General features: G+C 72.0%; 20 protein-coding genes and 2 pseudogenes. 12 read left to right on the forward strand and 10 right to left on the reverse strand.

From position 1 onward, the window contains the following. Positions 1–6: 6 nt before the first annotated feature. From ABEA24_RS08910 to ABEA24_RS08920, 3 genes are read left to right on the forward strand one after another with little or no spacing between them, the layout of a single operon-like run. The gene (locus tag ABEA24_RS08910; RefSeq protein WP_345430201.1) at positions 7–276 is read left to right on the forward strand and encodes a hypothetical protein; all 270 of its coding nucleotides are present in this window, start codon (positions 7–9) and stop codon (positions 274–276) included. 9 nt (positions 277–285) lie between these two features. Continuing rightward, positions 286–2,088: a glutamine--fructose-6-phosphate transaminase (isomerizing) gene (glmS, locus tag ABEA24_RS08915; RefSeq protein ID WP_345430202.1), complete on the forward strand. Its 1,803-nt coding sequence runs from the start codon at positions 286–288 to the stop codon at positions 2,086–2,088. After that, the gene (locus tag ABEA24_RS08920; RefSeq protein ID WP_345430203.1) at positions 2,088–2,687 is read left to right on the forward strand and encodes a LysE family translocator; all 600 of its coding nucleotides are present in this window, start codon (positions 2,088–2,090) and stop codon (positions 2,685–2,687) included. Before glmS ends, ABEA24_RS08920 begins: the two co-directional genes overlap by 1 nt. 16 nt (positions 2,688–2,703) lie before the next feature. Here ABEA24_RS08920 and ABEA24_RS08925 read toward each other — a convergent pair whose 3' ends face one another. The 3 genes and pseudogenes from ABEA24_RS08925 to rho all read right to left on the reverse strand — a co-directional run. After that, positions 2,704–3,444 carry an SAM-dependent methyltransferase gene (locus ABEA24_RS08925; protein ID WP_345430204.1) on the reverse strand — a complete coding sequence of 247 codons (741 nt, stop codon included), beginning with the start codon at positions 3,442–3,444 and terminating at the stop codon, positions 2,704–2,706. Next, a pseudogene (locus ABEA24_RS08930) lies at positions 3,383–3,517 on the reverse strand (SAM-dependent methyltransferase); the annotation flags it as partial. The gene ABEA24_RS08925 and the pseudogene ABEA24_RS08930, both read right to left, overlap by 62 nt. Before the next feature lie 69 nt (positions 3,518–3,586). Then, positions 3,587–4,714 (reverse strand): annotated as a pseudogene (gene rho / locus ABEA24_RS08935) (transcription termination factor Rho); the annotation flags it as partial. A gap of 398 nt (positions 4,715–5,112) precedes the next feature. On the opposite strand from rho, the gene ABEA24_RS08940 reads away from it, so the two are divergent. Further along, the gene (locus tag ABEA24_RS08940; protein ID WP_345430205.1) at positions 5,113–6,366 is read left to right on the forward strand and encodes a sensor histidine kinase; all 1,254 of its coding nucleotides are present in this window, start codon (positions 5,113–5,115) and stop codon (positions 6,364–6,366) included. Further along, a complete protein-coding gene (locus ABEA24_RS08945) occupies positions 6,363–7,010 on the forward strand; it encodes a response regulator (RefSeq protein WP_345430206.1) in 648 nt (215 codons plus the stop codon). Before ABEA24_RS08940 ends, ABEA24_RS08945 begins: the two co-directional genes overlap by 4 nt. A 43-nt stretch (positions 7,011–7,053) precedes the next feature. On the opposite strand, the gene ABEA24_RS08950 is transcribed toward ABEA24_RS08945, so the two are convergent. Together ABEA24_RS08950 and ABEA24_RS08955 are read right to left on the reverse strand one after the other, a co-directional pair. Further along, positions 7,054–7,716, reverse strand: coding sequence for a lysophospholipid acyltransferase family protein (locus ABEA24_RS08950; RefSeq protein ID WP_345430207.1), 663 nt, complete (start codon positions 7,714–7,716; stop codon positions 7,054–7,056). A 132-nt stretch (positions 7,717–7,848) separates the two neighbouring features. Further along, on the reverse strand, positions 7,849–9,219 hold the full coding sequence (locus ABEA24_RS08955) for an MFS transporter (RefSeq protein WP_345430208.1): 1,371 nt from the start codon (positions 9,217–9,219) through the stop codon (positions 7,849–7,851). Positions 9,220–9,297: 78 nt separating this feature from the next. Here ABEA24_RS08955 and ABEA24_RS08960 point away from each other — a divergent pair, with 78 nt between their 5' ends. Next, complete coding sequence (locus ABEA24_RS08960) at positions 9,298–9,825, forward strand: winged helix-turn-helix transcriptional regulator (protein WP_345430209.1); 528 nt, start codon at positions 9,298–9,300, stop codon at positions 9,823–9,825. Positions 9,826–9,840: 15 nt separating this feature from the next. On the opposite strand, the gene ABEA24_RS08965 is transcribed toward ABEA24_RS08960, so the two are convergent. Both ABEA24_RS08965 and ABEA24_RS08970 read right to left on the reverse strand, forming a co-directional pair. Further along, complete coding sequence (locus ABEA24_RS08965; protein ID WP_345430211.1) at positions 9,841–10,467, reverse strand: maleylpyruvate isomerase N-terminal domain-containing protein; 627 nt, start codon at positions 10,465–10,467, stop codon at positions 9,841–9,843. Between the two features lie 439 nt (positions 10,468–10,906). Continuing rightward, a complete protein-coding gene (locus ABEA24_RS08970) occupies positions 10,907–11,317 on the reverse strand; it encodes a plectin (protein WP_345430212.1) in 411 nt (136 codons plus the stop codon). A gap of 110 nt (positions 11,318–11,427) precedes the next feature. On the opposite strand from ABEA24_RS08970, the gene ABEA24_RS08975 reads away from it, so the two are divergent. The 3 genes from ABEA24_RS08975 (at position 11,428) to ABEA24_RS08985 (ending at position 13,691) form a co-directional block, all read left to right on the forward strand. After that, positions 11,428–11,970, forward strand: a complete 543-nt coding sequence (locus tag ABEA24_RS08975) for a TetR/AcrR family transcriptional regulator (RefSeq protein ID WP_345430213.1) — start codon at positions 11,428–11,430, stop codon at positions 11,968–11,970. A gap of 175 nt (positions 11,971–12,145) precedes the next feature. Continuing rightward, entirely contained in the window at positions 12,146–13,012 is an 867-nt protein-coding gene (locus tag ABEA24_RS08980; protein WP_345430214.1) for an oxygenase MpaB family protein, read from the forward strand. A gap of 475 nt (positions 13,013–13,487) precedes the next feature. After that, positions 13,488–13,691 (forward strand): DUF5999 family protein, encoded by a 204-nt coding sequence (locus ABEA24_RS08985; RefSeq protein WP_252840513.1) that lies wholly within the window; start codon positions 13,488–13,490, stop codon positions 13,689–13,691. Between the two features lie 50 nt (positions 13,692–13,741). Here the strand turns inward: ABEA24_RS08985 and ABEA24_RS08990 are convergent, their stop codons facing one another. Both ABEA24_RS08990 and ABEA24_RS08995 read right to left on the reverse strand, forming a co-directional pair. Continuing rightward, positions 13,742–14,344 (reverse strand): alpha/beta hydrolase family protein, encoded by a 603-nt coding sequence (locus ABEA24_RS08990; RefSeq protein ID WP_345430215.1) that lies wholly within the window; start codon positions 14,342–14,344, stop codon positions 13,742–13,744. A gap of 92 nt (positions 14,345–14,436) precedes the next feature. Continuing rightward, positions 14,437–16,539, reverse strand: coding sequence for an ATP-binding protein (locus tag ABEA24_RS08995; protein ID WP_345430216.1), 2,103 nt, complete (start codon positions 16,537–16,539; stop codon positions 14,437–14,439). A 202-nt stretch (positions 16,540–16,741) separates the two neighbouring features. On the opposite strand from ABEA24_RS08995, the gene ABEA24_RS09000 reads away from it, so the two are divergent. Then, positions 16,742–17,869, forward strand: coding sequence for a VIT1/CCC1 transporter family protein (locus ABEA24_RS09000; protein ID WP_345430217.1), 1,128 nt, complete (start codon positions 16,742–16,744; stop codon positions 17,867–17,869). 43 nt (positions 17,870–17,912) lie between these two features. Next, entirely contained in the window at positions 17,913–18,341 is a 429-nt protein-coding gene (locus ABEA24_RS09005; RefSeq protein ID WP_345430218.1) for a PPOX class F420-dependent oxidoreductase, read from the forward strand. A gap of 41 nt (positions 18,342–18,382) precedes the next feature. Here the strand turns inward: ABEA24_RS09005 and ABEA24_RS09010 are convergent, their stop codons facing one another. Then, positions 18,383–19,096 (reverse strand): TetR/AcrR family transcriptional regulator, encoded by a 714-nt coding sequence (locus tag ABEA24_RS09010; protein WP_345430219.1) that lies wholly within the window; start codon positions 19,094–19,096, stop codon positions 18,383–18,385. Between the two features lie 163 nt (positions 19,097–19,259). Between ABEA24_RS09010 and ABEA24_RS09015 the strand changes: the two genes are divergently transcribed. Continuing rightward, on the forward strand, positions 19,260–19,466 hold the full coding sequence (locus ABEA24_RS09015; protein WP_345430220.1) for a tautomerase family protein: 207 nt from the start codon (positions 19,260–19,262) through the stop codon (positions 19,464–19,466). The last annotated feature ends 169 nt before the right edge of the window (positions 19,467–19,635 follow it).

Here is a 19,635-nt window from a genome sequence, read left to right on the forward strand (position 1 = left end):
ACGCTCGTGTCCGGACACCCCCACGAAGAGCTCGTCGCGCACCTCAACCGTACGTCCCCGCTGACCCCCGGCGAGGCGGCGCGCGTCGTCGCCGACGTGCTCGCCTACTTCGCCGAGCCCGCCGAGGACTTCGTCCGCCGGCGGCACGCGGAGCTGAAGGCGCGCGGGCTGACCAACGACCGGATATTCGAACGCGTCGCCGCCGAGCTGCGGTCGCGGCGGGTCGCTCCCCCCGAGCTCTCGCTGCGCCAGCTCCGCCGGATCGTCTACGGATGAAGGAGAACCATGTGCGGAATCGTGGCCTACGTCGGTCCCAGGGACGCCGTCCCGATCCTGACCGAGGGCCTGGCCCGGCTGGAGTACCGGGGCTACGACTCGGCGGGCCTGGCGGTCGTCGGCCGCTCGGGTGACCTGCGCGTCCGCAAGGCTAAAGTGCGCGTCGGCGAGCTGGCGGCCGAACTGCCCGCCCGGTTCAAGGGCGCCCCGGGGATCGGGCACACCCGCTGGGCCACGCACGGCGAGCCGAGCGACCTCAACGCCCACCCGCACGTCGCCCGGAACATCGCCGTCGTGCACAACGGCATCATCGAGAACGCCGACGAACTGCGCGCCGAGCTGACCGCCGACGGCGTCGTCCTCACCTCGGAGACCGACAGCGAGGTGCTGCCGCACCTGATCGCCCGGTCCGGCGCGGACGAGCTGGAGGACGCCGTACGGGACGCGCTGTCCCGGGTCGTCGGCACGTACGGGATCGCCGTCGTGGACACGCGCCACCCGGACGTCCTGGTCGCCGCCCGCAACGGCAGCCCGGTCGTGCTCGGCATCGGCGAGAAGGAGATGTTCGTCGCCTCCGACGTCGCCGCGCTGGTCCGCTACACGCGGCAGGTGGTGCACCTGGACGACGGCGAGCTGGCGACCGTACGGGCCGACGGGTTCCGCACATCGACGCTCGACCGGCGGGCGACCAGCAAGGAGCCCTCCGTCATCGAGGCGGAAGAGGCCGCGTACGACGCCGAGGGCTACACGCACTTCATGCGCAAGGAGATCCACGAGCAGCCCGGCGCCGTGGAGCGCGCGCTGCGCGGCCGGGTGGACCTGCGGTTCCACACCGCGCACCTGGGCGGCCTGAACCTCGACCCCCGCGAGGCGCGGGAGATCCGCCGCGTCAAGATCCTCGGCTGCGGCTCCGCGTACTACGCCGGGCAGGTCGGCGCCCAGCTCATCGAGGAGCTGGCCCGGATCCCGGCCGACGCCGAGCCCGCCTCGGAGTTCCGCTACCGCAACCCGGTGGTCCAGCCGGACACGCTGTACGTCGCGGTGAGCCAGTCCGGCGAGACCTACGACACCCTCGCCGCCGTCCAGGAGCTGAAGCGCAAGGGCGGGCGGGTCCTCGGCGTCGTCAACGCCGTCGGCAGCGCGATCGCCCGCGAGTGCGACGGCGGCGTGTACCTGCACGCCGGCCCGGAGATCGCGGTCGCCTCGACCAAGGCGTACACCTCCACGGCCGTGGTCTTCGCCCTCATCGCGCTGCACCTCGGACGCATCCACGACCTGTCCCCCGCCGACGGCCGCCGGATCGCCGAGGGCCTGCGCGCCCTGCCCGCGCAGATCGAAGAGATCCTCAAGCAGGAGGACCGGATCGCCGAGCTCGCGCGGGAGTTCGCCGCCTACCGCAGCATGCTGTTCATCGGGCGGGTGCGCGGCTGGCCGGTCGCCCGGGAGGGCGCGCAGAAGCTCAAGGAGGTGTCGTACGTCCACGCGGAGGCGTACCCGGCGAGCGAGCTCAAGCACGGGCCGCTCGCGCTGGTCAGCCCCGAACTGCCGGCCGTCGCGGTCGTCCCGGACGACGAGCTGCTGGACAAGAACCTGTCGACGCTGGGCGAGATCCGCGCCCGGCGCGGCCGGGTGCTGACGGTCGGGCACCGGGAGCTCGGCGACGACGCGATCGTCATTCCGAAGAACGAGCCCGAGCTCGATCCGATCCTGCTGTCGATCCCGCTGCAGCTGCTGGCCTACCACGCGGCCGTGACGCTGGGCCACGACGTCGACAAGCCCCGCAACCTCGCCAAGAGCGTGACGGTGGAGTGATGGGGCTCCTGACGTTCGCGGGGGTCGCGGCGCTGCTCACGCTGGTGCCGGGACCGGACTCGCTGCTCGTGCTGCGGACGGCGATCGCGTACGGCCGCCGCACGGCGTTCATCGCGGCGCTGGGCATCCAGGCGGGCTGCCTGTGGTGGGGCGCGGCGGCCGGGTTCGGCCTGACCGCGGTGCTGGCGGCCTCGCACACGCTGTACACGGTGCTGCGCTGGGCGGGCGCGGCCTACCTTCTCTACCTGGGCGTACGGCTCCTGGTGAACCGGACGGAGACGACCGAGACCACGGCCGACTCTCCCGGGCGCGGCTGGTTCCTCCGCGGCCTGCTCACCAACGCGCTGAACCCGAAGGTGGGGGTGTTCTACCTGTCGCTGCTGCCGCAGTTCGTGCCGGCGGGCGCGCCGGTGCTGCCGTGGAGCCTGCTGTTGACGGGCGTGCACGTCGCCGAGGGCGTCGCCTGGTGCACGGTGCTGGCCGTGCTGGCCGACCGCCTCGGGCGGCTGCTGCGCCGGCCCGCCGTGGGCCGCGTGCTGGACCGGGTCGCGGGCACGGCCTTCCTCGGCTTCGCGCTCAGACTGGCCCTGCGGCCGTGACGCACCGCCGGGCGGTTCAGGGTTTGCGGGCGATTCCGCCGGCCATGAGCCGCTCGGCCACCGTCAGCTCACCGGGGATCGGCTCGTCGGGCCGCCACTCCGGGAGGGAGACCAGGCCGGGCTCGAGCATCTCCAGGTCGCCGAAGAACCGCTGCAGCTCCTCCATCGTCCGGAACCTGCCGGTGCCGAGGACTCGCAGGTAGGTCTCCTCCAGCTCGGCGGCCTCGGGGAAGGACGCGCAGAACGCCGTCATGAACAGGTGGCTGCCGGAGGGCACGGCCGCCATGTACGCCTTCGCGACGCCCTCGGGGTCCTCGCCGTCGTGCAGGTGGTGGAGGATGCCGACGAGCATGACGCCGACCGGCTGGGAGAAGTCGATGAGCCGCCTGACGTCCGGGTGCGCGAGAATGGCTGCGGGATCCCGCAGGTCGGCGGTGACCACCGTGGTGTTCTCGTTCTCGGCGAGCAGCGCCCGCCCGTGGGCCAGGACGATGGGGTCGTTGTCGACGTAGACGACCCGCGCGTCGGGGGCGTACCGCTGTGCCACCTGGTGGGTGTTCTCGCGGGTCGGGAGTCCGGAGCCCAGGTCGATGAACTGGCGGATGCCGACGACCTCGGTGAGGTGGCGGACGCCCCCGGATGAGCATCTGCCGGTTGTAGGCGGCCACCTCGGGAAGCTGCGGCACGATCTTGAGCATCTCGCCGACGATCGCGCGATCGATGGCGAAGTTGTCCTTGCCGCCGAGGACGACGTCATAGGCCCGCGCGATGCTGGGCTTGGTCACGTCGATGCCGGGAGGTGCCTGAGCCTGTTCGTCCGCTGCCGCCACAGGTCCTCCGTACCCGTTCGCATACGTCGAGGATCAACCGTAACGTCCGGGGGCGGCGCCGGGAGGGCGTTATCTGGCGGTGTCCCGCATGACCTGCAGGAGGAACTCGGCGTTGGTCGGCGTGTCGCGCAGCTTGCCGATGAGGAGTTCGGCCGCCTCCTGCGGGCCGAGCGCGTGCAGGACCCGGCGCAGCCGGCCGACGATCTCGAGCTCCGCCGAGGACATGAGCAGGTCGTCGCGGCGCGTGCTCGATCCGGTGACCTCGACGGCCGGGAAGGTCCGCTTGTCGGCGAGCTCGCGGCTCAGCCGCAGCTCCATGTTGCCGGTGCCCTTGAACTCCTCGAAGAAGACGTCGTCCATGCGGGAGCCGGTCTCGACGAGCACGGACGCGAGGATGGTCAGCGAGCCGCCGTCCTCGATGTTGCGGGCGGCGCCGAGGAACCGGCGCGGAGGGTGGATCGCCGTCGTGGCCACACCGCCGGCGAGGATCCGGCCGCCCGCGGGCGCGGCGAGGTTGTACGCCCGCCCCAGCCGGGTGATCGAGTCGAGGATGACGACCACGTCGCGGCCGAGCTCGACGAGCCGCTTGGCACGTTCGATCGCGAGTTCGGCGACGGCGATGTGCTCGGCGGCGGGGCGGTCGAAGGTCGAGTGGACGACCTCGGCGTCGACGGACCGCCGCATGTCGGTGACCTCCTCGGGCCGCTCGTCGACCAGCACGATCATCAGGTGGCATTCGGGGTGGTTCGCGCGAATGGCGGTGGCGAGGGCTTTCAGCATCATCGTCTTGCCCGCCTTCGGCGGGGCGACGATGAGGCCGCGCTGTCCTTTTCCGATCGGCGCGATCAGGTCGACGATCCGGCCGGCCAGGTCATTACGCCCGGTCTCCAGACGGAGCCGTTCCTGGGGATACAGGGGCGTCAGCTCGGCGAAATGCGGCCGTGCCGTGGCGTTCTCCGGCGGCAGCCCGTTCACCGTGTCCACACGGACGAGGGCGTTGAATTTCTCCCGCTTGCCGTCCGGCCGCGGGCGGCGCGCCGCCCCTTCGATGAGGTCGCCGGTGCGCAACCCGTGCTTACGGACCTGCGCGAGGGAGACGTACGCGTCGGTGGGGCCCGGAAGATGGCCGGAGGCCCGGACGAACGCGTGCTTGTCGCCGATCTCGAGGACGCCCGCGACGGGAGTGGCGGGGTCGTCCCGCTCACCCGGCACGCGGGGCGGAGCGGTGGTGGATTTTAGAGTGCTGGTGGACTCAAGAGTGCTGGTCATGGAATTCCTTTCGAAAAGCGGCGCCGTCAGCGCGGCGCGCGAGAAGACGGGGCGGCCGGTCGGGCCGCCGGGAACGGGTACGCGTGATCGGTACCCGATGAGAAGAAGGCCTTTTCGGGGGTGAATCGTCGCCTGCCGGAGAAATCAACGGCGGCGGTGGGACAACGCCCGACGGGAAAGCGCCTCATCCGATGGAACGGGAAACCCCGGCGCTGCGCACACCATATAGCACAGGACGCCCCGGCACCAGCCGGCGAATTTCCCGCGCACGGAACTCGCTCCTGCGGGGGAGGCGCGACGCCGCGCCGATCTGCCAGGATCTCAGCGTGAAGTCCCTGGTCCGCCCCCTCGTCAGCGTGACGACCTACCGCCGCTGGACGTTCCTCCTCGGCGGCACGGCCATCCTGGTGCCGTACGTTCTGATCTACGCGGGGCTCCTGCAGATCATGGGCCATGCCGACCGGCAGACCGCCGACCGGGTTCTGGAGAGCCTGGTCATGCTGGTGGTCTACATCGCCATCTCGAGCGCGGTGGCCTTCATCCCCGCGGTGCGGATCCTGTCCCGGACGGCGGCGGAGACGCTCCTCGGCGTACGGCTGCCCGCGGAGACCGCGGAGGGGATGCGCTCGTGGCGGTCCCGCCGGCGCACGGCCGCCTGGTGGGTCCTGCACATCGGCGTGGGCGGCGGGACCGGGATGCTCGCCGTCCTCGCCCTGCCGCTGGCCCTGTTCCTGCTCCAGACGCCGTACACCGGCGAGAGGATCGGCCGAGAGTTCCTCGGCCGGTACTCGGAGCTGCCGACCTGGTTCACGGTGGCCCTCGGATTGATCGTCCTGCCGCTGGTCGTCTACCTGGGGGCGGGCGTCGGAGCGGTCCTGGCGCGGCTGGCGCCGGCCCTGCTCGGCCCGTCGCCGGCGGACCGGCTGATCCAGCTCGAGCGCCGTGCGGAGCAGCTCATCGAGCGCAACCGGCTCGCTCGCGAGCTGCACGACTCCATCGGGCACGCGCTGACCGTCACCACGCTTCAGGCCGGTGCCGCCGTCCGCCTGCTGGACTCGGACCCGGAGTTCGCCCGCCGCGCGCTGTCGGCGATCGAGGAGACCGGGCGGACGGCCCTGGAGGACCTCGACCACGTGCTCGGCCTGCTGCGGGAGGACCCGAGCGCCCGGACCCCGCAGCGTACGCTCGCCGACGCGGAGGCCCTGTTCGAGCAGACCCGGTCCGCCGGTGTGGAGGTGCGCGCCGAGGTCGGGGAGACCGGCGGCATCCCGCCGGTGGTGTCCCGGGAGGCGTACCGCATCCTGCAGGAGGCTCTGACGAACGTCCTCCGCCACGCCGGTAAGGTGCCCGTCGACGTGCGGTTGGGAGTGCGCGCCGACGGCCTCGAACTGGAGGTGACCAACCCCGTCGCGACCGCCGCCGCAACCCGGTCCGGCGGCGGCAGCGGACTGCGCGGCGTCCGCGAACGCGTCGCCCTCCTGGGCGGGCGGTTCACCGCCGGTTCCGACGGCACGCGGTGGCGGGTGCACGTCACGATCCCGGTCGTCCCCCTGATGGAGCTGGAGCTACAGCAACAGTGACCGACATTCTCATCGCCGACGACGAGCCGCTCATCCGCACCGGCCTGCGCGCGATCATCAACGCGGAACCCGACTTCACGGTCGTCGGCGAGGCCGCCGACGGCGCCGAGGTACTGCCGATGGTGCGCACGCTGCGGCCCGACCTCGTCCTGATGGACGTCCGCATGCCCGCGGTCGACGGGATCCAGGCGACCCGGACGATCATCGGAACGATCCCCGAACCGCCTCGCATCCTGGTGGTCACGACGTTCGAGAACGACGACTACGTGTACGAGGCGCTGCGCGCCGGGGCGAGCGGCTTCCTGCTCAAGCGGGCCCGCCCGCCGGAGATCCTGCAGGCGATCCGCACGGTCGCGCTGAGCGACTCGCTGCTGTTCCCGGCGGCGATCCGCGGCCTGGCGGCCCGGCACGCGGCGGGCCGCGAGACCGACCGGGTGCGGCGGGCGCGGCTCACCGAGCGGGAGGAGCAGGTGCTCACGCTGATGGCCCGGGGCCTGTCCAACGCGGAGATCGCCGCCGACCTCGTGGTGAGCGTGGAGACGATCAAGACCCACGTCGGGAACCTGCTGGCCAAGCTGGGGGCGCGTGACCGCACCCAGGCGGTGATCGTGGCCTACGAGTCCGGCTTCGTCCGCCCCGCGTGAACTCTTGCCCGCTTCAACCGCGGCGGGCGCGGATCTGTTCCCGTCAGCCGTTCTTCGCGGCGGCGGCCTTCTTCACCGAGGCGGCGTAGACGTCGACGTACTCCTGCCCGGACAGTTTCTGGATCGCCGTGACGATCTCGTCGGTGACGGCGCGCGGGTCGGCGTCCTTCGGGAACCGCAAGGGCTCCCCGAAGCGCACCTCGACCCGCATGATCTTCTTCGGCAGCTTGTGCCCCATCGGCTGGACCTGGTCGGTGCCGATCAGCGCGCAGGGCACCACCGGTGCGCCCGACGCGAGGGCCAGCCGGGCGACGCCCGTCTTGCCCCGGTAGAGCCGGCCGTCCGGAGAGCGCGTGCCCTCCGGATAGATGCCGAACAGCCGGCCCTCCTGGAGCACGCGCAGCGCCGTGTCGAGCGCGTCGGCCGCCTCCGTCCCGCCCTTGCGGTCGACCGGGATGGTGCCGACGCCGCGGAAGAAGGCCGCGATCAGCCGCCCCTTCAGCCCGGTGCCGACGAAGTACTCCTCCTTGCCGATGAAGACCACTTTCCGCGGCGCCATGAGCGGCAGGAACAGCGAGTCGCAGAACGACAGGTGGTTCGAGGCCAGGATCGCGGCGCCGTCGGGAACAGTGCCGGTCACCTTCGGCCGGAAGACGACCCGCAGGAGCGGTCCCAGCAACACGTGCTTGAGGAGCGAGAAGAACACGGTGACCCTTTTCCACGGACGAGTGCCCGTCAGTCTGGCGTCTCGGCTCCGTACCGTCCTTCCCTTTGAGGAACAAGAAATACGTTACGGTTCTTGTACCGCGCCATCACTTGACGCGCAGAGCAGCGCCGCTCACTCCGATCGGCGTCCGCGCACCGCGACGGCGACTACCGCCCCCGCGAGGGCGATCGCGGCGGAGGCGGCGAGGGCGATGTCGGCTCCCCGGGTGAGACTCGGCGCCGACGTCGCGATGGCGACCACGATGGCCACCCCGACCGAGGCCCCGATGTACCGGGCGGTGTTGTTCGCGCCGGACCCCATGGCCGTACGGGACGCGGGCACGCTCTCGACGGCCAGCCGGGCGAGGGCGGCGTTCAGCAGGCCGCTGCCCGCCCCGCTGACCACCAGGCCCGGGGCGAGCCGCCACCATCCCCAGCCGGCCGACAGGCCCATCAGGGCGACGTCCCCGAGCGCGCACAGCACCAGGCCGGCGGCGATGAGGTGCCGCCCCTGGACCGCCACGCGGCGGACCTGAAGGGAGACGGCGAACGAGACGCCGGCCCACAGGCTCAGCACGGCACCCGCGAGCAGCGGCGGCTCCCCGAGAACGCGGCCCACCACCGTCGGCAGATAGCTCATCACCCCGATCACCGCGACACCGGTGACGAACGCGCCCCCGGTCGCGACGACGAAGTCCGCCCGCCGGAACAGCCGCAGGTCGAGCAGTGGCTCGCGGGTCCGCGACTCGACGGCCACGAACGCCGCGAGGAGGGCGGCCGCGGCGGCGAACAGGACGAGCACCTCCGCCCTGGCCCATCCCCCGCGCCCCAGGGTGATCGCGCCGAGCAGCGCCGCCACTCCCGTCCCGAGCGTCAGCACTCCGGGCAGGTCGCCGCTGCGCCGGTGCTCGGCCCGGGACTCGCGCAGCCCGGTCACGGCCGCCCCCGCCAGCACGGCCGACGCGACCGCCGCGGCGACGTACCACGCCCGCCAGCCCGCGAGCTCGGCCAGCCCGGCGGACGCCTCAGGCCCGAGCGCGATGCCCAGCCCGAGCATCGCACCCCACACGCCCGTCGCCCGCGCCCGCTCCGGGCCGGCGGGGAACGCATGGCCGATGAGGCCGAGCCCGGCCGCCAGGAGAGCGGCGGTCGCGCCGCCCTGGAGGAGGCGGCCGGCGACGAACGCGGATGTCGTCGGGGCGAGCGCGCACAGGACGCTGGAGATCGCCAGCGTGAGCGCGCCCGCGACGAAGACCCGCTTGCGCCCGCGGTCGTCGGCGAGCCCGCCCACGGCGAGCAGCAGCACGGCGGTGCCGAGCGCGATGCTCCCGAGGATCCACGTCTGCCCCGCCGTTCCGGCGTTCAGGTCGCGCGCCATCGCGGCGAGCGTCGAGAAGGTCGCGTTGTAGTTCATCAGCGCGAGCATCGTCGCGGCGGAGACGACCGCGAGGGTCCGTCCCTCCCGGACGCGTTCGCCGACCGGTACGGCCGTCTGCACGCTCATCACCTCGGTTCAATCAACGAACTTAGGACGGGCCGACTGTAGCACCGTCGGTTCGTTGAATGAACTAGCCTGGACCCCATGGCACTCGGCAAGGACTACGTCGCCCAGGACTGCGCGCTCGCCCGCGCGCTGGAGCTGCTCGGCGAGCGGTGGACGCTGCTGATCGTCCGCGACGCCTTCTACGGGGTCCGCCGCTACGGCGACTTCCTCGCCCACCTCGACGTCCCCCGGGCGGTGCTCGCGGCGCGGCTACAGGCCCTCGTGGACGCCGGGGTGCTCGACCGGCGGCCGTACCAGGAGTCACCCCGGCGCCACGAGTACGTGCTGACGGACCGCGGCCGTGATCTCTGGCCCGCGCTGAACGCGCTCGGCCACTGGGGCGGGGAGCACGCCTCTCCGGTCGGGCCGGCGCGGCTCTACACCCATCTCCCCTGCGGCACCCGCGTCGACCGGACGGGCACCTGCCCGGCGTGCGGGCGGTTCGCCCCGCCGGAGGAGCTGGAGGTGCGACCCGGCCCGGGCGCCGATCGGCCCCACCGCGACGATCCGGTCTCGCGAGCGCTGCTGCGCCCGCACCGCCTGCTGGAGCCGCTGCTCACCGAGTAAGTCCGTGGCCCGCCCTCACTCGGGATGCCAGTCCGGTGAGCGCCCTGACGCGCGCAGCACCGCCTCCCACTCGTCTCCCCTACCGGGCACCGGCAGGTGCGGCACCCCGGTGCGCCAGGCCGCGGCGATGACGTCGGGGCGGCTGGGGCGGTGGTCCTTGTCGAGCGCGCGGGCCAGGTCCCAGGCGTGCAGGTGCCACTCGACGCACACCGCTCCGGCGTAGTCGCCCGCGGTCAGCTTGGTGCCCCGGTAGGAGAGGTACGGCTCGTCCCACACGTCGAGCAGCCGGTCGGAGTACGCCTCGGCCGAGACGGCGAACGCGATGATGTGCTCGCGCCCCGTCGCCGGCGGCAGCACGGCCAGCTCGGCGGCGTTCTGCCGGGACAGCTGGCGCATCATGAGGGCGGCCGGGGCGTCCTGGGCGAACAGCCGCGACAGCCGGCTGTTGGGGGCGTCGTTGAGGTATTCGTGGAAGTTCTCGGCGACGCAGCGCAGGTGACCGGCCAGGTCGATGGCCTGCCACTCCTTGCACGGCGTCGGCACGGACCAGTCCGAGAAGTGCGCGGCCAGCTCACAGATCGCGAGGACGCCTTCCCGGCATGCGCCGAGAAGGTCTCGCCGATCCGGCGGCGTGCGCTCCAAGTCATCCCCCCGGACAGAGCACTTCCTGCTGGCCCGCATCGCCGTGGCCGGGACGGCCGCTGTTGCCCACGACGACACCTGAGTCGGTAGAGTCTCAGAGTTCATCGGCCCGTGCCACTCCGACCTGGCCGTGTTCACGCTGGTGGGGCACTGTCTTGTACCCCTTGGATGAAAACCAGCGGCGATTTCATGGACAGGTGGCGACGGCGCGAGCGAAGCGCACCGAGGGTCAAGACGCCCCATCGGCCAGGTCACCCCGTGATCCCCAGCGGCGTGGCGCTGTCATGGTGACGAGACCGCCCCCCGGCGACGCGGGCCGCGAAGGCACCGCGGCCGGATCACCGTCCGGCCCCCGCCGGCGGCGCTCCGCCGGCCCGCGGGGCCGCGGCCCGGTGACACCGGGCCGGTCGCCCCGCGCGGCCGGTCGCGCGGTGGTCGCTCAGACGTGGGCGGGCGGGGTGGTGCGCACCGCCAGCTTGTGGGCCTCGCGCAGCGTGCGGAGCCGGTCGACCTCGTCGGCGTACGGGCGGACGCCCGGCTTGGCCTGGGCCTTGCGCGCGGCGATCTGGGCGGCGCGGCGCTGCTTGGCGTCCCCATGCTCGTACGTCTTCGGACCCATCGCCACCCGCTGCGCGGCCTCGGCCGCGAGGACGGCGGCGTACAGCGCGCGATCGTAGGCGACCGCGAGCTCGCGCAACCCGTCGAGGGGGCTGCGCTCGACCTGAGCGGCGTGGAACTCCCGCTCGGCGTCCTGCGCGGCGGCGAGCCGGTCGTGCAGCTCCGCGGCGAGCGTCTTGTCCGCGGCGTGGCGCTCAGCGACCTCCGGGCTCACCTTGCGACCCAGGACCATGGCGGCTCCCCTTCTCTCGATGCTCTCTGAGCCAAGGGTAGAGGGTACGGCACTGGGACATGCGGCCGGGATGCTTTCGCGCGACCGCCTTTACGCAGTAAGGTGCGATCATGTCGCAGCGGGCACCGCTCACACGTGAGCGCATCATCGAGACCGCACTCCACCTCATCGACGGCCAGGGGCTCGGCCGGCTGACGATGCGCCGCCTCGGCGACTCGCTGCAGGTCGAGGCGATGGCGATCTACCATCACCTCCCGCACGGCAAGGAGCAGCTGCTCGAGCAGCTGATCGCCCACGTCGCCGCACTGCCGGTGCCTCCCGGCGAGGGCGACCCGCGTGAGCGGCTGCGCTCCTGGGCGCGGGCCTACCGCGACCGGCTGCTCGAGCACGTCGGCGTGATGCCGCTCATCGTGACCCGCCGCAACCCGGGCGCGCTCGTGACGACCACCGTCTCCATACGCGAGGTGCTGCGCGCGGCCGGCCTACCGGAGTCCGAGGAGGCCGTCGGCGCCCACGTCCTGCTCGGCTACCTGCTCGGCACGGTCGCCCTCGAGGCCCGCGAGCGCGCCGCCGGGACCGCGGTCGGCGAGGACGTGGACTGGGACGCCCGCTTCCTCGCGGGCCTGGACCGCGTCCTCGCCGGGATCGCCTGACCGCTCGTACCTTTCATCCCCTGAGGACACGCAGCCCCCTTCACACCGCGCGGCCCCCTTCGTCCCTTGAAGATCGGTCCGCGCTTTGTGGGCTCGGCCACTGCGCCGTTCGGCGGTCTCCCGTACGATCATGGCGTCCGATTCCGGTAATTACCCCCTTACACGGAGAATCTGGATGGCCCGCTATACCCGCCTCCGGCAGATCCAGGCCCTCGACCCCGAGCGCGACTACCAGGACATCTATCGGATCAGCGCCGAATACGAGTTCCCCTGGGATCTTCAGCGGTCGCTGGAGCTCGCGCTGTTCCGCACCTACGCGGTGCCGTCGATCGGCGAGCTGCTCGACCGAACCGGGGAGTTCGCCCGGCAAGGTCAGAAACGCTATGACGACACCGTCGCCCTGCTGTACGAGATGACGCAGGACGGCGGGCTGGACGCCGAGCGGGGCCGGGCCGCCCTCCGCCGCATGAACCGGATCCACGGCCGGTACTCCATCTCGAACGACGACTTCCTCTACGTGCTGTCGACGTTCGTGGTGATCCCCGTGCGCTGGATGGCCGAGTACGGCTGGCGGCCGTACAGCAGGCACGAGGTGCGCGCCACGGCGAACACCTTCCGCCACATCGGCCGCCTCATGGGGCTGAAGGAGATCCCGGAGACGTACGAGGAGTTCTCCGGCTTCCTCGACCGGTACGAGCGGAAGAACTACGCCTACGCCGAGGCCAACCATCGGGTGGCCGAGGCGACGATCGCGATCTTCGAGGGGTGGTTCCCGGGGTTCCTGCGCCCGCTCGCCCGCCGGGGGGTGCTGGCGATGACCGACGCGCCGCTGCGCCAGGCGCTCGGCCTGCCCCGCGCGCCGCGGGCACTGGAGATCGCCGCGGGCCGGGCGCTGAAGCTGCGCGCGCTCGCGGTCCGGCTGATGCCGCCGCGTCCGTCCTCCCGGCCGAAGAAGCCGTACACCCGCTCGTATCCCGACGGCTACGCTCTGAAGGACATCGGCCCGGCCTGGGTCGACGACCCCGGCCGGCGGACGGCCTGAGCGGCCCTCCGCACGGGCGCGACAACAAGATCTCGGTAGAACGCGTCCGTCGCAGGGTCCGTCAGGGCCGCGCCGCGTACGGCCCGGCCCATTTGGGGACGACGCAAAGGCGCGCCCCGCCACATGACCGAAAACTGCCCGGCGCCTGGCCGTCGCCTGGGCCCCGTGGGGGCAAGACGCGTCGCCCCGGTGCCCGCCCGGCCCGGCGGAATGCGGGCGAAGCACCGTCCGACCTGCGGAATCAGGCTACCCCGCCGGATCGTTGTCTGTACTGAGAGTTGTTCTTTGGCCGATTTGGATGCGGGTACGGACCGATAAGCCGTAAAGTGATCTCTGTCACGAGGAGTCACTGGGGCCATCGGAAAACCGCCCGGCCGGGCTATGTCGACGCACGGGCGAACCGCAGCACACTCGAAGACGTCTTAGTGACATGAAGCAACCGAACCTACGAGTAGTCGAGACCGGAGGCACGCACATGTGCCCGCACGAGCCGCCATGCCCCTCGGCGACCGCACCCGACCGTGAGGCCGCTCGGACCATCACCTGCCACCCCGAGCAGGGGTGGAGTCTGCTCTGCAACGGGGTCGTGCTGTTCGAGGACACCGGCGAGCTGCTTCCCGACGGGGGAATCATCGCACCCCACCGCCCGACCGACCTTCCGGCGCACACGGCGGCGTGACGCGTTCTCTTCGGGGGACAAGTCCGTGATGATGATAGACCTCGGGGGACTCAGCACGACCCGGCGCTCCATCGGCGCAGCCATTCCCCTACGACCGCCCCCACCGCGGCGGGCCTCCTGGCCAGATCGTGCCGTTCCCCCGGCAGGATCTCGACCCGGGTGGCATCCGCGGGATCCGGGACACCGAACGGATCACGGTCGCCGTTGACGACCACGACCTCCACGCCCGCCGCCCTCAACTCGGGTGCGCGGGAACGTTCGAGTCTCCCCGGCGGGTGCAGCGGAAACGCCAGCGCGATCACCCCGCGCGCCCCGGCCTTGAGCGCCGTACGGCACGCGACGCGCGCGCCGTTGCTCCGCCCGCACTGAATCAGGGGTACATCGGGGAACCTCTCACGAAGCGCGCCGATCACCGTGAGCCAGGCCTCATCCTGGCGTTCCGCGGATCCGGGCGCACGCCGTCCGGCACGGCGGAACGGCTGGAGCACGCGGGCCACGGCCCCGCCGAGCGCGAGCGCCTCCTCGCGGACCGCGAGCAGGTCGGGAGCGTCGATCCCGCCGTTCGAACCGTGGGTCATGACCAGGAGGAACGCCGGCTCCGCCGACGCGTCCAAGGTGACCTCGGCCGGCCCCTGCGGGGTCGCGATGTCCATGCCGAAACCGTACTCCCCGGCCGGTCGGCGCTTTCAGCCAAGGTGCCCTTCCCGGGAGGACAAGCCTGTCGCGACACGCCGCGGATGGCGGCTCAGGAGGCGGCGTGTGCCGAACGGCCGAGCCCGAATGCGACCGCGGCGTCCAGCGGGAGGGCCGCCCCTTCGTCGAAGGCCTGCCCGAACCGGTCCGGGCCGAGCGCGCCGCGCACCACGCCCTCGCACCACCGGTGGGGCTCGGCCAGCCCATGGAGCCGATGCACCGACGATCCGATCGAGCGCCACATGGCGTCCGCGGCGCCGAGCAGGCGGGCAGCGGCCTCCGCGTCCGCGTCCGCCATCGTCCAGGCGAGGGCCTCCAGGCAGAACGTCATCCCCCATCGGTCGCTCAGCGTGTACTTCAGGTCGAGCGCCGCGCGCAGCAACGGCCTGGCCCCCGCCCCGTCGCCGAGCTGCCAGGTGGCGATCGCCGTCGCCCACAGCGCGTGGGACTCCGACCAGACCGCGCCGTGCTCCCGGCAGATCGCCAGGGAACGCTCGGCGCAGGAGAGCGCCCCCTCATGGTCGCCGAGAGCGCTGTGGACGATGCTCAGGTGGAACAGGGTCAGCCACTGACCATCGGGGTCGTCGGCGGCCCGGTTGCTCTCCAACGCCCGGCTCATCAGTGCCCGGGCGTCCGCGAACCGGCCCTCGAACATCGCCGCCAGGCCGGCGAACTGCACCGCACGTCGTTGCGCCTGTGAATAGCCGATCCGCTCGGCGAGGACCCGGCACTGGTCCAGAAGATCCAGGCCCGTCGTCGTGTCCCCCTGCAGGACGCCGAGCCGGCCCGCGACCCACAGCGCGTCCGCGCGGACGCGACCGGGGACCCGGCCGTATTCCAGGGCCCGGTGCAGCCAGTGACGGCCTTCGCTGAGCAGCCCCATCATGACGCAGTAGCGGCCCAGGGCCGTCGCCATCCGCACGGCGACCGTCTCCTCGCCGGGAGCGGCCAGCGCGTGGTCCGCCGCGGTGCGGAGGTTGGGATGCGCGAGCCGCAGACGGGAGAGCCAGAGGGCCTGACGGGGGGTCATGAACTCCGCCATGGCGCGCTCGGCCAGCGACAGGTAGTGGTCGCGGTGCCGGTCCCGTACCCGGGTCCGCTCCTCCGAGCGGGCCAGGATCTCCTGGCCGTACTCCCGGATCATCTCGGGCAGGCGGTACCGGCAGAGCCGCTCCGGAGGCACCCGCACGACGATCGACATGTCGATCAGGTCGGTGAGGAGGTCCAGCACGTCGTCGGTGGCGATGCCGTCGTCGGCGCAGACGGCTTCGGCGTCCTCCAGGTCGAACCCGTCCTCGAAGACGGTGAGCCGCCGCCACAACGCCCGCTGGAGCGGGGAGCACAGCCCAGAGCTCCAGTCGATCGCCGTGCGCGGCGCCTGGAGCGGGGGAAGGTGCGTGCTGCTTCCCTCCGTCAGCAGCCCGAAGTAGTCGTCCAGCCTCCGCAGGACCCGGTCCACGGGCATGGCCCGGACACGGACCGCGGCGAGCTCGATCGCCAACGGGTTGCCCTCGAGCCGATGGCACAACCGCAGGACGGCGCCGTGGTTGGCCTCGGTGACGCGGAAACCACGGGACGCGCTCGCCGCCCGGTCGGCGAAGAGGCGTACCGCGTCGGACCCGGACACCGCGGTCAGGGAGGGCGTCTGCTCCGGATCCGGCATCGGCAGCGGCCGTACGGGCAGGACCTGCTCTCCGGCGAGGCCGAGCGTCTGCCGGCTGGTGGTCATGATGTGCAGATCCCGGCCGACGCGCAGGAGGATGTGGACCAGCCGCGCGCAGGAGTCCAGCAGGTGCTCGCAGTTGTCGAGGATGAGGAGCGCACGCTTGTCCGCCAGGTGATCGACGAGCACCTCGAGGAGGGTACGGGCCGAGTCCTGCGGGGTGGCGAGCGACGCCTCGTAGATCTCGAGTGCCTCGGCGACGGCCGCGACGAGGAGTTCGGCGTCCCGCAACGGCGCCAGCTCGACGAACCACACCCCGTCGGGGAAGGACCGCTGGGCGCGCCCCGCGATCCGCAGGGCGAGGCGTGTCTTGCCCACCCCCGGGTCTCCGGTGAGCGTCAGCAGCCGGGCACGGCGCAGCGCCGCCATCGCCTCGCGTGCCTCTCGTTCGCGCCCCACGAAGCGTGTCCCACCGGCCGGCAGGTTGCCCACGGCTTTAGCGTAGGCGCGCCTGAACGGCCCCCGCCACCGGCCGCCCCCGGTACTGCGAGACCATGGTGGAGCTGCGATGACGCCGCTCGGAGGCGTCACCGGGTGCCGCGACGCCCGGCTTCGCGGCACCCGGTGCAGGGATGACTTTCCGCTCCTGGCAGGTTGTCGGTTACGGATGGGGACGACGAGCCCGAGGAGCGCCATGGGCAAGGCTGCTGATCGAGAACGCGTCAAGCGCTGGCGGGACCTTCTCGCCAGCGAACGGGACGCCGCCGCTCTCTACTCCAGTCTCGCGCGGGCCGAGAACGGCGAACGCCGCGAGATCCTGGAGGAGCTCGCGACGGTGGAGCTCAAGCACGCGGCCCACTGGGAGGAGAAGCTCCGCGCGGCCGGGGCGGAGGTGCCCGCGCCCGGACCGCCCAGTCTGCGCACCCGGCTGCTCGCGGTGGCGGCGCGACGGCTGTCCACGCGCGCGGTCCTGCCGATGATCGAACGTGCCGAGCGTTCGGACGCGGGGCTCTACGACCGTGACCCGGACGCCGCCCCGGGGATGGCCGACGACGAGCGAGGCCACGCCCGTACGCTCGCCAAGCTGATCGACGGCGGGAAGCCCGATCCGCGCACGCAGATCTCCCGCCGGGAGGGCTGGCATCGCACGGACCGCTCCGGGGCGCTGCGCGCCGGTATCTTCGGGGTCAGCGACGGCCTGGTGTCGAACACCGCCCTCGTCATGGGCTTCGCGGGATCCGGATCCTCCCGGACGGCGATCCTGCTGGCGGGCGTCGCCGGACTGCTGGCCGGAGCGTTCTCCATGGCCGCCGGAGAGTACGTCTCCATGTCCAGCCAGCGGGAGATGTTCGAGCGGGAGATCGCGCTCGAGGCCCAGGAGCTCGAGGAGACCCCGGAAGAGGAGCACGCGGAGCTGGTCCTGCTCTACCGCGCCAAGGGGCTGGACCGCGCCGACGCCGAGCGCCTCGCCGACCGGATCATGAGCGACAAGAAGGTCGCACTCGACACGCTCGCGCGGGAAGAACTGGGCCTGGACCCGGACGAGCTCGGCTCCCCGTGGGGCGCGGCGGCGTCGAGCCTGCTCGCGTTCGCGATGGGCGCGTTCGTCGTGGTGCTGCCGTACCTGATCGGAGGCGGCACGGCCGCGCTGCTGGCCGCGATCGGGCTGGCGGTCCTCGCGTTGTTCGGCGTCGGCGCGGGCATCGGCGCCCTCAACGGACGGCCCGTGGTGCGCTCGGGCGTGCGCCAGGTCGTCGCCGGCGGTCTCGCCGCCGGGGTGACGTTCCTGGTGGGCCACCTCATCGGCACGGCCGTCTCCTGACCCCCAGAGTGAGACCGGCGCGCCGCTCGGAGAGAATCGGCGCATGGCCGAAACCATGACCGAAAACGAGTGGCGCGACTTCATCTCGACCGGAACCCGAACCGGCAAGGCCGCCGTCGTCAAGGCCGACGGCGCGCCGCACGTCACGCCGATCTGGTTCGTCCTCGACGGGCCCGATCTGCTGTTCAACACGCACGAGGCGGGGATCAAGGGCAAGGCGCTGCGCCGCGACCCGCGCATCTCGATCAGCGTGGACGACCAGACCCCGCCGTACTCCTTCGTCTCGCTGTGGGGCGAGGCGTCGCTGTCGGAGGACCTGGACGAGGTGCGCCGCTGGGCGACCGTGATCGGCGCCCGGTACATGGGCGCGGACCGCGCCGAGGAGTACGGCGCCCGTAACGGCGTGCCCGGCGAGTACCTTGTCCGCGTCCGGATCACCAAGATCGTCGCCCAGCGCGACATCGCCGACTGAGCCGTCGGCCGGCTCAGGCCGATGCGGAAGGGCCGGCCGGCTCAGGCCGATGCGGAGGCGTCGGCCAGCCGCCTGAGCCACTGCCGGAGCAGGGCCGTCTCCTCCTTGGTCAGGGCGTCCGGGGACTCCTCCTGGAGGCGGGCTCCCAGCGCCGCGGCCATCACGGCGGTCGTGTCGGCGGCGGGATCCCTGGAATCGACGGCCCGTGAGTCCTCGGGGACGGTGATCGACCCGATGACGGCGTCCCGGACCCGGTGGGAGAAGTCCGGGTCGGGGTAGAACGCGGGCCGGGAGATCAGCGACAGCGCGACGCCGGAGTTGGCGGACATGATCATCCGGGCCGCCGTCTCCGGCGAGGTGCGCAGCCGCCCCGCCGCCGCGCATCGGCGCAGGACGGCCAGCAGGAGATCGTGCGCCTCCGCGACCGCCGCAGGCGGGGCCGACAGGCCTGGGGAGAACATCAGCCGGTAGTAGTTCGGATTCTCCACGGCGAAGGCGACGTGGTTGTCCCAGCCGTCCCTCAGGTCCTGGACCGGATCCGCCGACGGCTGTGCGGCGCGTTTAGCAGCGAGATACTGCTCGAATCCGAAGTCGACGACGGCCGACAGCAGGCCTTCCTTGTCGCCGAACTGCCGGTACAGCGCAGGCGCCCCGACCCCTGCGGCCTCGCAGACCGCCCGGGTCGAGAAGTCGGCCTCCGAGGAGCGGGACAGCAGGTCGGCCGCCGCCTCGAGTATCCGCGTTCTCGCATCCACGATATCGACGGTAACACGCTCCCTGATCAGCCCCCGCAGCACTGACGTTAGCGTCGATAACAATATGTTGCAATCGACGTTACATAGGTTGTATCGTCGCTAACAAGACAGCGAAATCACCGATACGGGCCGCCGACGGTCGTCCGATCGAGGGGAGAACGAAATGCCGTTCGCCAACTTCAAGGTTCCGGCGGGAACGCTGAGCCCGGAGGAGAAGGAGAAGCTGGTCACCCGCGCCACCGACCTGTACGCGGAGATCTACGGTGACCGGGCACGCGCCAACACCATGGTGCTCGTCGAGGAGGTCGCCGACGGCGGCTGGGGCATCGGCGGCGACGTCCTGACGCTCGCCAAGCTCCAGCAGGGCTGATCTGACGGCGATGCCGCCGCCGAATCGATCGGCGGCGGCATCCTTGGCCGGCGGCATCCTTGGTGCGGAATCGACGCGCCATGGTTCGCGTCGGTTGTCGCAGTCGGTCTTCTCCGCCCCGGCGGGTGCCGGGGCAGAGGACGGGTCGCCGTGCGTTCGCGGACGGTCG

This window comes from Actinoallomurus vinaceus, from assembly GCF_039542055.1.
In the GTDB taxonomy this organism is placed as follows: Bacteria; Actinomycetota; Actinomycetes; order Streptosporangiales; family Streptosporangiaceae; genus Actinoallomurus; species Actinoallomurus vinaceus.

Coding starts and splice junctions, on each gene's coding strand:
- ABEA24_RS09015 (WP_345430220.1), top strand. CDS start 19,260: ATGCCGTTCGCCAACTTCAAGGTTCCGGCGGGAACGCTGAGCCCGGAG.
- ABEA24_RS09005 (WP_345430218.1), top strand. CDS start 17,913: ATGGCCGAAACCATGACCGAAAACGAGTGGCGCGACTTCATCTCGACC.
- ABEA24_RS09000 (WP_345430217.1), top strand. CDS start 16,742: ATGGGCAAGGCTGCTGATCGAGAACGCGTCAAGCGCTGGCGGGACCTT.
- ABEA24_RS08960 (WP_345430209.1), top strand. CDS start 9,298: ATGGCACTCGGCAAGGACTACGTCGCCCAGGACTGCGCGCTCGCCCGC.
- ABEA24_RS08980 (WP_345430214.1), top strand. CDS start 12,146: ATGGCCCGCTATACCCGCCTCCGGCAGATCCAGGCCCTCGACCCCGAG.
- ABEA24_RS08975 (WP_345430213.1), top strand. CDS start 11,428: ATGTCGCAGCGGGCACCGCTCACACGTGAGCGCATCATCGAGACCGCA.
- ABEA24_RS08970 (WP_345430212.1), bottom strand. CDS start 11,317: ATGGTCCTGGGTCGCAAGGTGAGCCCGGAGGTCGCTGAGCGCCACGCC.
- ABEA24_RS08985 (WP_252840513.1), top strand. CDS start 13,488: ATGTGCCCGCACGAGCCGCCATGCCCCTCGGCGACCGCACCCGACCGT.
- ABEA24_RS08925 (WP_345430204.1), bottom strand. CDS start 3,444: ATGACGTCGTCCTCGGCGGCAAGGACAACTTCGCCATCGATCGCGCGA.
- ABEA24_RS08920 (WP_345430203.1), top strand. CDS start 2,088: ATGGGGCTCCTGACGTTCGCGGGGGTCGCGGCGCTGCTCACGCTGGTG.
- ABEA24_RS08955 (WP_345430208.1), bottom strand. CDS start 9,219: ATGAGCGTGCAGACGGCCGTACCGGTCGGCGAACGCGTCCGGGAGGGA.
- ABEA24_RS08990 (WP_345430215.1), bottom strand. CDS start 14,344: ATGGACATCGCGACCCCGCAGGGGCCGGCCGAGGTCACCTTGGACGCG.
- glmS (WP_345430202.1), top strand. CDS start 286: ATGTGCGGAATCGTGGCCTACGTCGGTCCCAGGGACGCCGTCCCGATC.